At 72.9% G+C, this 14,868-nt stretch carries 4 protein-coding genes; 1 reads left to right on the top strand and 3 read right to left on the bottom strand.

Annotated features, from left to right (window positions below; genetic code table 11):
- Positions 1-112: 112 nt before the first annotated feature.
- Genes AS857_RS05915 through AS857_RS05925 form a run of 3 tightly spaced genes read right to left on the bottom strand, consistent with a single transcriptional unit; the run spans position 113 to position 14,066 of the window.
- Complete coding sequence (locus AS857_RS05915) at positions 113-895, bottom strand: hypothetical protein (RefSeq protein ID WP_245699598.1); 783 nt, start codon at positions 893-895, stop codon at positions 113-115.
- A complete protein-coding gene (locus AS857_RS05920; RefSeq protein WP_216823949.1) occupies positions 892-2,751 on the bottom strand; it encodes a class I adenylate-forming enzyme family protein in 1,860 nt (619 codons plus the stop codon). The genes AS857_RS05915 and AS857_RS05920 overlap by 4 nt, the downstream gene beginning before the upstream one ends.
- A complete protein-coding gene (locus tag AS857_RS05925) occupies positions 2,748-14,066 on the bottom strand; it encodes an amino acid adenylation domain-containing protein (RefSeq protein WP_160330191.1) in 11,319 nt (3,772 codons plus the stop codon). Before AS857_RS05925 ends, AS857_RS05920 begins: the two co-directional genes overlap by 4 nt.
- 497 nt (positions 14,067-14,563) lie before the next feature.
- On the opposite strand from AS857_RS05925, the gene AS857_RS05930 reads away from it, so the two are divergent.
- Positions 14,564-14,788: an MbtH family protein gene (locus AS857_RS05930; RefSeq protein ID WP_058042018.1), complete on the top strand. Its 225-nt coding sequence runs from the start codon at positions 14,564-14,566 to the stop codon at positions 14,786-14,788.
- Positions 14,789-14,868: the final 80 nt, after the last annotated feature.

Genomic DNA, 14,868 nt, shown 5'->3' on the forward strand with positions numbered 1-14,868 from the left:
CCTCACAGAGGCGGCGGTCTCCTCGTCCGACCCAGCAGCGTCCGCACCCTCTCGGCGTCAATGTCCAGCAAGAGCGTAGGAACATGGGACTCGGTCCTTGCAAGCGCGGGCGTCATCTCATGCCGGACGTCCCCCTGACCGACTGAGGGCTGATGATGTCGGCGCACGTGGTCGCCGGGCTCTTGTCCTTGGCGAGGAAGATGGTCTGCGCCATCATCCGGTACCCCGACATTCCCTCGCGCAGCGTCTCGATGGATTCCTCCGGGTGCACCGAGTCGATCACCGCGTTCGGTCCTACCGCGTTGAACTGGTGTGACACTCCGCGCGGGATCTGCATGTCCACCCAGGAGTTCGGCGGCACGATCACATTGTGCCGGTCCCGGTGCACTCCGGTGGGGGTGCCGGGCAGCACGTCGGTGAACGTGCTCAGCGGACCGGTCCAGCCCTCGGCTGCCGGGCGCACCGTGATCGGGGACAGGCTGGAGACCCGGATCGTGGTCTCCGGCCCCGTCATCATGCGGACGAACCGCAGCCCGGTGTGCAGGTGCATGCGCGAGCATATGTCGCGTTCGGTGGTGTCGTAGAAGTCCATCAGATATCGGTCGGCGAAGAAGCCCTCGAAGGGGGGCTCCAGCATGAAGACGTCGCCTTCCTCGAACTCCTGCGCCCGCTTGAGCGCACCGGCCGGGGTCGGGCTCTTCTCCTCCGTGCGGTGCGCCGCCCGGACCAGACCGGCAAGGGCGTCGACCACGGCCAGGGCGACGTCCGGTGGCAGCTGCACCACCGGAGTCAGCTGGTTCCTGCCGGGGTCCTGGTGCCGCTGGACGTCGAGGGTCTCGTCCTCGTGGTCGGGGGACTGCTTCATGCGTCCGGTCGTTTCGGTGCTGTGTGTCATTCAGTCGCTCCAGCGTGCTCGGTCGGTCCGGAATCCGGCTTTCGTGCCCACAGCACGCCGCCCAGGTCGTGTCGCCCGGCGCGCAGTACCGAGCACCCCGTGGCCGGGAATCCCCGGTCGCGCAGCCGGGCCAGCCACGTCCAGCGATCCGTACCGCCACCCCCGGTGGAACCGTCCAGAAAGGACAGCAGCGGGCCCAGCGGCCACACCGGGCCGTCGGCCGCGGGCCCGTGCGGGAGCACGAGCAGCGAGCCGCCCCCGAAGTGGGCCTCGGTGCCCAGCGGCACGGGTGGTCCCTCGAATCCGTGGCGGGCCGCCACGTCCGCGGTCAGTTCTGCGTGCACTGCCAGGGGCCACTCGGTGAGGAGTGTCCTGTGCCAGCGGGCCTTGGCCCGGGACAGTTCCGCATCGTCCTCGTCGTGCCAGTGCTCCCGCATGAAGTCGAGGGCGCCGAAGACGACTTCGCCGTCCGCCCCTGGGCGGCGGTCCCCCGTGCACGCGGCAAGCGCGCGCAGGCCGGAGTGGTCGGCTCCTTTGTGCAGCAGGTCGTGCGCGGTGGCCGCGGCGTGGCGCAGCAGTCGTTCGTATCGTGCGGGAGCCAGGCGGCGCGCGGCGAGGCCCCGGCTCATCGCCGTGCGCCGGGGCTTGCCGGTGGGAGTCGCCAGGAACCCACCGAACTGGATCGCCGAGGGCCGCAGCGGTGCCCGTTCGTACAGGTCGCGCACGGCGGAGACCGGCTGTTCCGTGGCGACCAGGCCGATGTCCTGGCCGAGCGTGGGTTCGTCCACCGCGACTGCTGCGAACCGGCCGGACAGACCGGCCTCGCGCCAGCCGTGCTCGAGGTCGAGTGGGTAGTACTTCTCCCCGCCCCGGTTGATCCGCTCCCCGGCGCGGCCCCGGAGGACCAGCAGGCCGTCCCGCAGTTCGCCCAGGTCGCCGGTGCGCAGCCAGCCGTCGTCGGTGACCGCGGCCGCCGTGGTGCGGCTGTCCTGCCAGTAGCCGGTCATCAGGTCCGGCGTTCTGATCCAGACTTCGCCGGACTCCAGCCGCAGTTCGGTGCCGGGCAGCGGTGCCCCGACCGGGGGCGTGTGCTCCAGGTACTGGTCGCGGAACCCGGCGTCGTCGAGCCGGGGCATGGTGAAGCTGAAGTTGACCGCCTCGGTCAGGCCGTAGCCCTGCCGCAGGCGCGGGCCGTAGCGGCGGTGGAACCGGCGGGCGAGATCGCTGGTCAGCGGGGCGGCCGCGGTGATCAGGTATTCCAGGCCGTCCGGCCAGTCGGGGCCGGCCTCCAGCAGGTCCGCCAGCAGGGCGGGCACGATCGAGGCGGTCCGGGCCCCGCCGGCGTCCAGCGCCGCGAAGTATCCGGCCGGGTCGAAGGCGGCCTGCAGGGTCAGCGGCGTGCCGGTGAGGTGGGTGCCGAGCAGCGACATGACCAGCGCGTTGCAGTGGTACAGCGGAAGGCAGGTCCCGTGGGGGCGCTCCGGTGTCAGTCCGTGCAGTGCCGCGGTCTTGGCGGCGTTGCCCAGGACGGCCCGCCGGCTGAGCATGACCCCTTTCTGCGGGCCGGTGGAGCCCGAGGTGAACATGATGAAGGCCAGGTCGTCCGGGGCCGTGTGGACGTCGGGCAGGCCGGTGCGGTGCAGCCCGTGGAGGTCCACCAGAGCCGCCGCGGAGACGCGCTCGGCGATGCCCGCGACGGCCCGGTCGGTGGTGCGGGGGTGCAGGGGGACCGCGACGAGGCGCAGGTCGAAGCAGGCGAGCAGCACGTCCGCCAGTTCGCGGCCGTTGGGCAGCCGGATCACCACCCGGGCGCCTGCGGGCAGTCCGGCGAGGGCGCCGGAATCGGTGCGGATCAACGCTGCCTCCTCAGCAGGTCGCGGAGCTGGATCCCGACTTCGTGCACGTGCTGCGGCTGCATCGCCCGGTAGTGGCGCGCGGTGACGTGCCCGACGGTCAGGTCGCCACCGACATGGGGCCGCCACAGTTCGTGATTCGGGACGGGGCGCGGACCGTCCCCCGTCGCTTCGATGTAGGTGGCGTCGCCGGGGTAGTGCGGGGGCCGGTAGGCCCGCGCGAGCTTGTCGTGGTGGCGCGACACCGCGATGACACGGCGGATGTCGTCCTCGGTGAACCGGGCGAACACGCTTCCTTCCCGGCGCAGCAGGGCCGAGACGGTGGCGAAGTCCAGGCCCGTCGCGGCCCAGCGTTCGTCGTCCAGGCCCGCGGCCGTCAGCAGCACCCGGTGGATGCGCTGGTCGTTGATGGGCTCTTCCGGTGCGGCCGCGGCGTCGGCGGTCGTGTCCACCAGGCACAGCGAGCCGGCCGGCTCGCCGAGCTCGTGCAGCCGGACCGCCATCGCGTAGGCCACCAGCCCGCCGAAGGACCAGCCGACGAGGTGGTACGGGCCGTGGGGGCGGACCGAACGCATCAGGTCCACATAGCGCTCGGCCATCGCTTCGACGCTGCCGGGCAGGTCGCTCACCCCGCCGGGCCCCTCGGCCTGGATGCCGTACACCGGGTGGTCCCGGTCGATGTGCCGCAGCAGCCCCGCGTACAGCCAGCTGATCCCGCTGAGCGGGGGCGCGCAGAACACCGGCGCCGCCGGCCCGCCCGTGCGGAACGGTACGAGGTGCGTGGGTCCGTTCTCCGGCGACGCCCGGTTCAGGAGACGGGTCAACGCGGCGGGGGTGGCCGCCTCGAAGACGTTCCGGATCGTCGGTTCCAGCCCGAGTACGGCCCGTACCCGGTCGGTCAGCCGCGCCGCGAGGAGCGAGTGTCCGCCCAGTTCGAAGAAGTTGTCGCCGGGACCGACCCGGGGCAGGTCCAGCACGTCGGCGAAGAGTCCGCACATGAAGTGCTCGTTCAGGTTCTCCGGAGGCGCCGGGTCTCCTGCGGGGGCCCAGTCCGGTTCGGGCAGCCGGTCGCGCAGCAGCTTTCCGTTGGGGCTGAGGGGGAGCTCGTCCAGCCCGAGCAGGCGGGCGGGCAGCATGTAGTCCGGCAGGTGCGCGGCCAGGTGCGCGCGCACGGAGCGCAGGTCGGCACCGGCGGGGACGACGTAGCCGACCAGGCGGCGGTCGTCGGCCTTCCGGTCGTGTACGGCCACCGCGGCCGCGTCGACGTCCTCGTGGCGGGCGAGCACGGCCTCGATCTCGCCGAGCTCGACGCGATGGCCGCGGATCTTCACCTGATCGTCGGTCCGGCCGTGGAAGCGCAGTACCCCGTCGAAGGTCCACGACGCGAGGTCGCCGGTGCGGTACATCCGGTGCCCCTCCGGTCCGAAGGGGTCCGGGACGAACCGGGTCGCGGTCAGCCCCGGCCGGTGCAGGTACCCCGTCGCCACGCCGGCGCCGGCCAGGTAGAGCTCGCCGGTCACGCCCGGGGGCACCGGCTGCAGCCGGGCGTCGAGGACGTAGCACCGGGTGTTCCACAGGGGACGCCCGAGCGGCACCGTGGCGCCCGCCGCGCGGCCGACCGGGTGGGTGGTCGACCAGACGGTCGTCTCCGTCGGGCCGTAGCAGGCCAGCAGCGACGCCGTGCGGCCGGACAGCGCCCCGGCCAGCTCCGCGGGTACCGCTTCGCCGCCGATGACCGCGCGGACGTGGCGCAGCCGCTCCGGCCGCCGGGCCACGAGGGCCTGCCACAGCGACGGCGTCGCCTGCATCACGGTGACCCCGTGCCGGTCGAGCAGCGCGGACAGTTCGTCGGGCTCGCGCAGCGCGCCCTGGCCGGCGAGCACCATCGTGGCGCCGGTGACCAGGGGCAGCCACAGCTCGGGCTGGGACATGTCGAAGCCCGCGGGCGCGGCGGCCAGGACCCGGTCGGCCGCACCGACCGCCAGCTGCTCGCGCAGCGCGAGCACCAGGTTCGTCAGCGCGCTGTGGGGCACGACGACGCCCTTCGGCCGCCCGGTGGAGCCCGAGGTGTACATCACGTACGCCGTGTTCTGCGGCACGACCGCCGGTTCCGGGGCTCCGGCGGTGACGGTGAGCCCGTCGTCGTGGCGCACCACCAGCAAGGGGCGGGCGTCCGCCAGCAGCGCCGCCTTCCGCTGCGGTGGCAGCGCGGGGTCGACGGGCAGCCAGGCGGCACCGACCGACTGGACCGCGAGCAGCGCGGCGGGCAGGTCGGCGTCGCGCCTCAGCTCCAGTGCGATCAGACTGCCCGGACCGGCTCCGCGGGCCCTCAGCTCCGCCGCGATCAGGGCCACCCGCTCGGACAGTTCCCGGTAGGTGCGCACGGTGTCCCCGTGCCGTACGGCCGGTGCGTCGGGAACGCGGAGCACCTGGGCCGCGAACAGTTCGGCCACGGTGCTCCCGGGCACGTCGTGGGCAGTGGCGTTCCAGCGGACGGTCATCTGCTCCCGCTCGCCGGCGACGAGGACCGGGAGGTCGGCGATCGGGCGGTCGGGCTCCGCCACCGCCGCCCGCAGCAGCCGTTCCAGCCGTGCGAGCAGCAGACGGGCGGAGGCGGGGGTGAACAGTTCGGTGTCGTACTCCAGCTCGCCCTCGACGCCGGCTTCCGCACCGTGGTCGCCGTGGCGCGGGCGCAGGCTCCACAGCAGGTCCATGCGGGAGGCGCCGCCGGGCGCGGCGACCGGCTCGACGCGCAGCCCCGGCAGGTCGAACACGGCGGGCGGCGTGTCCTGGAAGGCCAGCATCACCTGGAAGACGGGGTGGCAGGCCAGCGAGCGCGGCGGGTTGACCGCCTCGACCACCGCCTCGAACGGCACTTCCTGATGGGCGAAGGCGTCGAGATCGGTGGCCCGGACCCGCTCCAGCAGTTCGGCGAACGTCGGCGTCCCGCCGAGGTCGGTGCGCAGCACCACCGTGTTGACGAAGCAGCCGACGGTCTCGTGCAGCGCCTCGTCGTGCCGCCCGGCAACCGGTGTGCCGATGGGGATGTCCGCACCGGCGCCGAGCCGTGACAGCAGCGCGGCGATCGCAGCGTGCATCACCATGAACAAGCTGGTGCCGGTGGACCGTGCGAGCCGGCCCAGCCGCGCGTGCAGGCCGGCGTCCAGGGTGAAGCCGACGGTCTCCCCGCGGTGCGCGGACACCTGGGGCCTGGCGTGGTCGAACGGCAGCGAGAGCGCCTCCGGGGCGCCGCGCAGCGTCTCCTTCCAGTAGGCGATGCCGGCGCCGAGGTCGGTGCCGTGCTGCCAGAGGGCGTAGTCCGCGTACTGCACGGGGCGGCCGGTCCACCGTGGCACCCCGCCCGCGACGCGTGCCCGGTACGCGGTCGACAGGTCGCGGGCCAGCGGAGCCAGTGACCAGCCGTCGGCGGCGATGTGGTGCAGGAGGATCAGCAACGCGTACTGCTCGGGTGCGGTCTCGAAGAGCACGGCCCGGACCGGGAGTTCGCCGCCGAGGTCGAAGACGTGCGCCGCCGCTTCGGCGAGCAGGCCGGGCAACTCGGCCTCCGACGTGGTCACCACCTCGAACGGCAGCTCCTCCGCGCTGCCGATGCGCTGGTGCGGCTCGCCGCCGATCTCGGTGATGGTGGTGCGCAGGCTCTCGTGGCGGACGAGCACGTCGCCGAGGGCCGCGCGCAGGTGCCCGGCTGCCAAGGGGCCGCTCAGCCGGACGGCGAAGGACATGTTGTAGACCGAGTTGGGGCCGGCGAACCGGCTGAAGAACCACAGCCGGCGCTGTGCGGGGGAGAGCGGGATCCGTTCCGGCCGCGCGGCCGTGGCGAACCCGGCACGCGGGGTGCCGGCCGGCTCCGGCAGGCGCTTCGCCAGGTCGGCGACGACCGGGGCGTCGAAGAGGGTACGGATGCTCAGCTCGGAGCCGGTCTCCGCCCGTACGCGGTTGATCAGGCGGGTGGCCAGCAGCGAATGCCCGCCCAGATCGAAGAAGCTGTCCTCCGCGCCGACCTCGGGGACCCCCAGCGTCTCGGCGAACAGCGCGCACAGGAGCCGTTCCCGCTCGGTCGCCGGCGGGCGGCTCACCCGCACCGCGGACTCCGGTCGCGGCAGGGCCCTGCGGTCCAGCTTGCCGTTGCCGGTCAGCGGGATCTCGTCGACCGGCAGGATGAACGCGGGCACCATGTGCGCGGGCAGGACCGTCCGGGCGTACTCGCGCAGCTCGGCGGGTGCCGGCTCCCCCTTCGTCACGGCGTAGCAGAGAAGTCGGCCGCCGTCGGCATCCGCGTCCGCGAGCACCACGGCGCGGTCCACGGCGGGGTGCCGTTCGAGGACGCGCTCGACCTCCCCGGGCTCGATCCGGTAACCGCGGATCTTCACCTGGTGATCCGTCCGGCCCAGGTACTCCAGCGTGCCGTCGGCCCGGCGCCGCGCGAGGTCCCCGGAGCGGTACATGCGGGCACCGGGCGCGCCGAAGGGGTCGGCGACGAAACGGCTCGCGGTGAGCCCGGGGCGTCCCAGGTACCCTCGCGCCACCCCGGGGCCGGCCACGTAGATCTCACCGGGGCAGTCCGGCGGGACCGGCCGCAGCGCGTGGTCCAGCAGGTGCAGCCGCAGGTCGGGCAGCGCGGTGCCGATGACACCGGCGGTCTCGTCGGGGTCGGTCAGCTCGGCGTAGGTCGTGTGCACGGTGGTCTCGGTGATCCCGTACATGTTGACGAGCCTCGGCCGGCCGGGGCCGTGCCAGGAGCGGATGCGCGTGGGTTCCAGCGCCTCACCGGCGAACACGACGACCCGCAGCGCGGGCAGCGCGCCCGGCTCCGCTTCCGCTTCGGCCTGCATGAGCTGGTAGAACGCCGAGGGGGTTTGGCTCAGTGCGGTGACCTGCTCCCGGGCGAGCAGGGCCAGGAGCTCCCGGGGCGACTTGGCGACGTCGTCCGGCACCACGACCAGGCGGCCACCGCGGCCCAGCGCCGTCCACAGCTCCCACACCGAGACGTCGAAGGCGTAGGAGTGGAACAGCGTGTGCACGTCGTCGTCACCGAAACCGAACCGGGCGTCGGTGACCGCGAGCAGCCGCCCGACGTTGTGGTGGGACACCACGACGCCCTTGGGCGCTCCGGTGGAGCCCGAGGTGTAGATCGCGTAGGCGACGCTGTCGGGGTCCACGGCCAGGCCGAGGTCGTCCGACGGGTAGTCGGCGGCCGGATCGGTGCCGTCGAGCACGATCTGCGCATCCGGCACCGCGAGCGGCCCGGAGGTCACCACGAGCACGGGAGCGGCGTCGGCCAGCACCTGCCGCACCCGCTCCTCCGGGTGGGACGGGTCCAGAGGGAGGTAGCCGGCTCCCGACTTCAGCACGGCCAGCACCGCTACCACGAGGTCCGTGGAACGTCCGAGGACCAGGGCCACCAGGCGTTCGGGTCCGGCCCCGTGCGCGACGAGGAGCCGCGCCAGACGGTTCGCCCGCGCGTTGAGCTCCCCGTACGACAGGGTGGTGTCCCCGCAGGTGAGGGCGGGGGCCGCCGGCCGGCGGCGCACCTGCTCCTCGAACAGCGCGGGCAGGGCGACCGGGGCCGTCTGCACGACGGTGTCCGCCGATGTCTCCTGTTCGTCCGGGAGCAGCAGACCGAGCTGCCCCAGCCGCGCCTCCGGATGCGCGGTGATCCGCTGGAGCAGCGCGCCGAGGCGATCGAGCAGGCGGTGGGCTCCCTCCTCGTCGAGCAGGTCGGCGCTGTGGTCGAGGCGGAGCCGCAGGCGGTCGCGGCCCGGCATGGCGATCAGCGTCAGGGGGTAGTGCGTGCCGTCCCGGCCCTGGACGTCCCGCAGTTCGAGACCGGGCACGAGACCGCGCAGCGCGTCCTCGTCGATCGGGTAGTTCTCGAAGACCACGACGGTGTCGAAGAGTTCGGCGTGCCCTGCGATCGACTGCAGCCGTGTCAGGTCGGCGTGCTGGTGGTCCAGCATGGACGATTGCTGGGTGCGCAGCTCGGCGAGGCACTCGGCGACCGACCGGCGCGGATCGAGGCGGACCCGCACCGGAACGGTGTTGATCAGCAGGCCGACGATGTGTTCCGAACCGGGCAGTTCCGCCGGTCTGCCGGAGACCGTCGCACCGAACACCACATCGTCCCGGCCGGTCATGGCACCGAGCAGGACGGCCCACGCCAGCTGTACGACGACGTTGGCGGTCAGCCCGTGCTGCCGGGCCATGGCGTCGATCCGCGCGCTCGTGGCGTCGTCCAGCTCCGCTGTCCGCCGGTGGCGGGCCGCGGCCGAACCGCGCCGTCCCGCGCTGCCGACCAGCGTCGGACCGTCCACGGAGGACAGCAGCGCGCGCCAGGCGGCCTCGTCCGCGCGGGAGTCCCTCGTCGACAGCCAGTCGAGGAAGTCGCGGTACGGCGTCGCGGGCGGGAGCTCGTGGCCGGCGTAGAGCGAGAACAGATCCTTGATCAGGATCGGCATGGACCAGCCGTCCAGCAGGAGGTGGTGCGTGGTGAGGACGAAGGTGTGCCGCGCGTCGGCATGGGCCAGCAGGGCCGCGCGGACCAGCGGGGGACTGGCGAGGTCGAACCGTCTCCTGCGGTCGGCATCGAGGAAGCGCTCCAGGTCCTCGTGCGCGGGTATCTCCTGCCATTCCACGGAGAAGTCCGGGAGGACCACCTGGACCGGACGCCCCGACGGACCGTGCCGCACGCCCGCGGAGAGCTGAGGATGGCGCAGCAGCAGGCGGTGGAGCGCGTCGCGCAGCGCGGCGGGGTCCAGCGCTCCGCCGAGCTCGAAGACGAACTGGACGAGGTACGGGTCGGTGCCGTCGTGGTCGTAGAGCGAGTGGAACAGCAGTCCCTGCGCCAACGGCGGCAGGGGCAGCTCACCCGTCGCCCGGGCGCGGCCCCGCCGCACCAGGGCCTCGAGCACGTCGAACCACCGGTGTGCGAGCCCGGAGATCCGCTCTTCGGTGAGCAGTTCGCCCGGCCAGGACCAGTGCGCCACGAGCCGGGGGCCGTCCGGACGATCGGTGATCACCGTGTCGAGTTCCACGGCGTGGCCCATCGCCAGCTTTCCGCCGGTGTCCGGGCCGAGCACCGAGGAGTCGGCCGGCACCGCCCAGTCGCCGTCGCCGCCGACGTCGAACCGGCCCAGGTAGTTGAACGCGAACTGCGGCGACGGCCGGGCGGCCAGCGCCGGACCGGTCTGCGGGTTGCCGTAGCGCAGCAGACCGTAGGTCAGGCCGGCGCGTGCGGCGTCCCGTACGCAGGACCGGACCATGGCCACCGCGCCGTCCAGCGCGGCCGGATCCGTGCGGGCGTCCGCCCAGGAGCAGCCGGGATCGAGCACCACCGGGCACAGGGTCGTGAACCAGCCGACCGTGCGGGACAGGTCCAGGTTGGCGGCGAATTCCTCGCGCCCGTGGCCTTCGAGGTCCACCAGCAGCGCGTCCGGACCCTCCCGCCAGTCGGCGGCGGCCAGCGCGAACGCGGTCAGCAGCAGTTCGTGCACCGAGCAGTCGAAGGCCGCGGTCGCGTCGGTCACCAGACGCGCGGTGAGCGCGCCCGGCAGGGTGACGGAGTGCCGGAGGCGGGTGTCCTCGGTGTCCACTTCGCGGTCCAGCGCACGGCCGGCGACGGGGGGATCCTCGGGTATCGCCTGCCACCGGGAGAAATCCCCGAGGACGGACGGGTGGTGCGCGTACTGGACCAGCGCCTTCGCCCACTGGGGGAAGGAGGTCCCCGTCGGTTGCAGCTGCGGTGTGCGCCCGTGCCGGACGGCCTCCCATGCGGTGCGGAGGTCTTCCTGGAGGATGCGCCAGGAGACGCCGTCGACGCCGAGATGGTGCACGGTGAGGGTCAGTTCGCCCGGTTCCGTTGGCCCGGGATCCCGCCAGCTCGCGCGGACCACCTGCCCGTTCCCGGGGTCGAGCACGGTGCCCGGCCGGTTCAGCTCGACGGTGGCGCGCGGCAGCACTTCCAGAGCCCACAGCCCGTCCACCGCTCTCAGCGACAGCCGCAGCATGCCGTGGTGATCGACCAGCGCCTGCACCACCGCGCGCACCTGCGCCTCGGTCATGCCCGCCGGAGTGCGCACGGTCAGGGACTGGACGAAGCCGTCGACCGGGCCGCCGCGTTCGCGCAGCCAGTGCATGACGGGCGTCAGCGGGACCGTGGGGTCGTCCGCGTCACCCAGCGCGATCCGGCGTCCCGGCTCCGGCACCGCTCCGATGCCTTCGGCGAGCGCGGAGACGGTGGGCGTGCGGAACACGTCCGGGGTGCTGACGGCCAGACCGGCCCGCTGCGCGGCGCCGGCGAGCTGGATCGCCTTGATGCTGTCGCCGCCGAGCTGGAAGAAGTCCTTGTCGAGCGGAACGCTCTCCAGCCCGAGGACCTCGCCGAACAGCTCGGCCAGCCGGTGCTCGACGGCGGTGCGAGGAGCCCTGGCCACGTCCGTGCTCGCGGCCTCCGGAGCGGGCAGCGCGAGCCGGTCGAGCTTGCCGTTGCGGGTCAGCGGCAGCCGGTCCACCGCCACCACGACCGACGGCACCATGTACGGGGGCAGCCGGTCCGCCACGCCACTGAGCAGCCGAGTCGTGTCACCCGAGGCGGCCACGTAGGAGACCAGCCGCCGCACTCCCGGCCGGTCCTCGCGCAGGATCGTCGCGGCCTGCCGCACCCCGGGCTCGGCCAGTAGCGCGGCGTCGATCTCCCCCGGCTCGATCCGGTAGCCACGGAGCTTGATCTGTCCGTCGGCCCGCCCGGCGAACTCCAGCCGGCCGTCGAGGTTCCAGCGGGCCAGATCACCCGTGCGGTAGACGCGGGCACCGGGCGGACCCGACGGGTCCGGCACGAAACGCTCGGCGGTCGCGGCCGCCCGCCCGAGGTAGCCGCGAGCGACCCCCACACCCCCGAGGTACACCTCGCCCACCACGCCGGGCGGCACCGGCCGCAGCGCGTCGTCGAGCAGCAACACCCGCTTGCCGTCCAGCGGCGTACCGATGGGTACCGAGCCGGCGTCCTCCGGCAGTTCCTCGACGGCGAACCTGGTCCCGAACACCGTGGTCTCGGTGGGCCCGTAGCCGTTGACGACGGTGAGTTCCGGCAGCGCGGCCCGCACGCCGCGCACCGCCGCCGGGGACACCACGTCACCGCCGGTCCAGACCTGGCGCAGCCCGGCCAGACAGGCGGGGTCCTCGGTGGCGAACGCGTCGAACAGCCCGGCGGTCAGCCACAGTCCGGTGATCCCGGTGGCGGCCGTGATCCGGGACAGTCCGGCCGGGTCCAGCCTCCCCGGCGGGGCGACGACCACCTCGCCACCGGTCAGCAACGGCACCCACAGTTCCAGGTTGAACGCGTCGAAGGCGTGCGGCGAGTGCAGCAGCACCCGGTCCGCGCCGCCCTCGGACCACCACCGGTCGGCGGCGAGCCCGGCCAGGTTGCCCTGGGTGATGGCAACCCCCTTGGGGCGCCCCGTGGAGCCGGAGGTGAACATCACGCACGCCAGCGCGTCCGGCGTCGACCGAGGCTCCCCGGCCGCGGTTCCTCGCGCCCGTACGTCCAGCTGCCGCACATCACGATCGCGTGCCAGCGCGACGATGCGATCCTCCTCGGTGTTCCGGTCGGTGAGCAGTACCCGTGCTCCCGCGTCGGACAGCACCGCTTGCTGCCGGGCGACCGCGTCGTCCCGTTGCAGGGGAACGTAGGCCGCGCCCGCCTTCACCACCGCGAGCGCCGCGACGACCAGGTCCACCGACCGTTCGAGCAGCAGCGCGACGGTCTGCTCCGGGCCCGCGCCGGCCGCTGCGATCGCGGCGGCCAGCGCCGAACTCCGCGCGTCCAGCTCGCGGTAGGTCAGCCGCTCCCCGGTCCCGGCCGAGCGGACCGCGACCGCGTCGGGGGTGCGGGAGGCCTGTTCGGCGAACCGGCCGACGGCCGTGCCGGCGGGCGCGGCTGCCGTGCGGTCACCTGTGCCGAGAGCGGCGACGTGCCGGCGCTCCTTCACCGTGGACGCCGCCACCCGCGCCGGTGGCGTCTCCCGGTCGGCCTCCGCCACCTGCCACAGCACGTGCAGGAAGCGGTCGGCGACGTCCTGCAGCAACTCCTCGCCGTGGTTGTCGGGATTGGCGTCGAAGTCGAGGCGCAGCACACCGTCGCCACGGTCGTAGGCGACGATCGAGAGGTCCTCGGACGGCGGCGCCTGCAGGTTGTGGACGGTCGCCGTCGTCGGGCCGAACCGCAACGGCCGGTCGAAACGCTGGATGTTGAGCACCGGACCGAAGAACTTCCGGCCGTCGTCGGGATAGCCCAGCTCACGCCGCAAGTGCTCACCCCGGTACCTCTGGTGACGGCGCACCAGCCGCAGTTCGTCGCCGGTCCGGTCGAGCAGGGTGCCGAGGGGGGCCGCCGGATCGACGTGCAACCGCAGGGGGAGGACGTTGGCCGACATCGCGGGCACGGTCCGGGCGAGTCCGTCCGGGCGGCCGGCGACCGGCAGGCTCAGTACGACATCACGGCTGCCGGTCACCGCGTGCAGGTGGACCGCGGTCGCCGCGGTGAGCAGCCGGGTCCAGCGGTGCCCGAGTCGTTGCGCACCGTCCCGTAAACCGGTGAACTCCTCGGCCGACAGTACCTTGGTCAGCCGTAGCGAGCGGGCCGTGGCTGCGGCCGCGTGGGTGCCGAGGCTCAGGAAGTCCGGCCGCCCGGCCAGTCGCTCCAGCCACCAGTCCCGGTCCGCGGTGCGTTCGGCGGCCTCACGGTAGGCGGCCTCGGCGTGCACCAAGGGGCGGAGTCCGGCCCAGCCGCTCTCCGGAACGGCGCGCCCGTCGTACAGACAGCTGTAGACCTCGGCGACGCGTTCGGCGAACAGGGCCATGCCCGCCCCGTCCAGAGCGATGTGGTGAACCCGGTGGTACACCAGCGAGCGGTCGTCGGTCACCCGCAGCACGGCCCCCAGGAACAGCGGCCCGGTGTCGCTGCCCCCGGCCTTGGCCAGCTCGGCCCGCATCCACTCCAGTGCGGCGGCGTCCGGTGCGGGCGCTCCCCGGAGGTCGACCACTTCGACGGTGTGTTCCCGGTCCCGGAGGAGCCGTTGCACCGGTGAAGAACCCGCCGCTTCGATGATGCGGACGTTGACCGCCTCGCAGTCGGCAGCCGCTCTGGTGACCGCGGCGGCCAGGAGGCTTACGTCGACATCGCCGTCCAGGACGAGGTATTCAGCCCATTGGTAGGCACCGGGACGGCCGTGCCTGGCACGCTCCGCCAGCCAGACCCCGAGTTGAGCCTCGGAAAGGTGTAGTTCAGGACAGCGTTCGGGCATGAGTATGAGCATCCCTATCGGTCTTGCCGACGTGACGCCGGCGACTGCCGTCGGATGTGCGCGGTTGATCAAAGTGGCCCGGTCCATCGAAACACAGCAGGCAATGGGAGAGTAAAGACGCAGTAATATGGTCTATCTCACGTTTACTCGAAACCTCCCCGATGTGCGGATGAGGGAGCGCTGCGCTCGCCGTCCCGGGAGGCGTGATACGTCGAATGCCACCGCGGGGAGGGGAGAAAGGTGGACACCGTGTACCGGGGCACGGGAATGTGCAACGCTTCGGTGAGACGTATCGCGTAGACGAGGCGGGCCAGTTGAGCTGGTCCCGTGCCGCCTGCGGTGTGTGTCGGGTTCGGCAGAGCGGGACGGCGTACGGGCTCGGGCGGTCGGTTTCGGCAGGCAGCTTTCGGGACCTTCGTCGGCCGCCGCCGTTCCGTCGCCATGGTGAAGAGGCCGCCATGCTGAAGAGGCAGTATTCGCTGAGAGGGAGTGACCGGATGAGCAGCAATCCCTTCGAGGACCCGGACGGCACATACCTGGTTCTGGTCAACGACGAGGGGCAGCACTCGCTGTGGCCCTCATTCGTCGACATTCCGGCGGGTTGGCGGACCGTCCTCGAGGAGACCGGTCGCGAGGCGGCACTCGAGTACGTCGAAACCCACTGGACCGACATGCGCCCCAAGAGCCTCGTTCAGGCCGTGGAGGGCTCCGGCGCGGCCTGACCCGTGCCCGGAGAGGTCCACGCCCTCGGAAACCCCGGTGACCCCCGAGGGGTGCTCCGTACCCGTGGAGATCCGTGGAG

Origin of the sequence: Streptomyces roseifaciens (genome assembly GCF_001445655.1) — a bacterium.
GTDB lineage: Bacteria > Actinomycetota > Actinomycetes > Streptomycetales > Streptomycetaceae > Streptomyces > Streptomyces aureoversilis.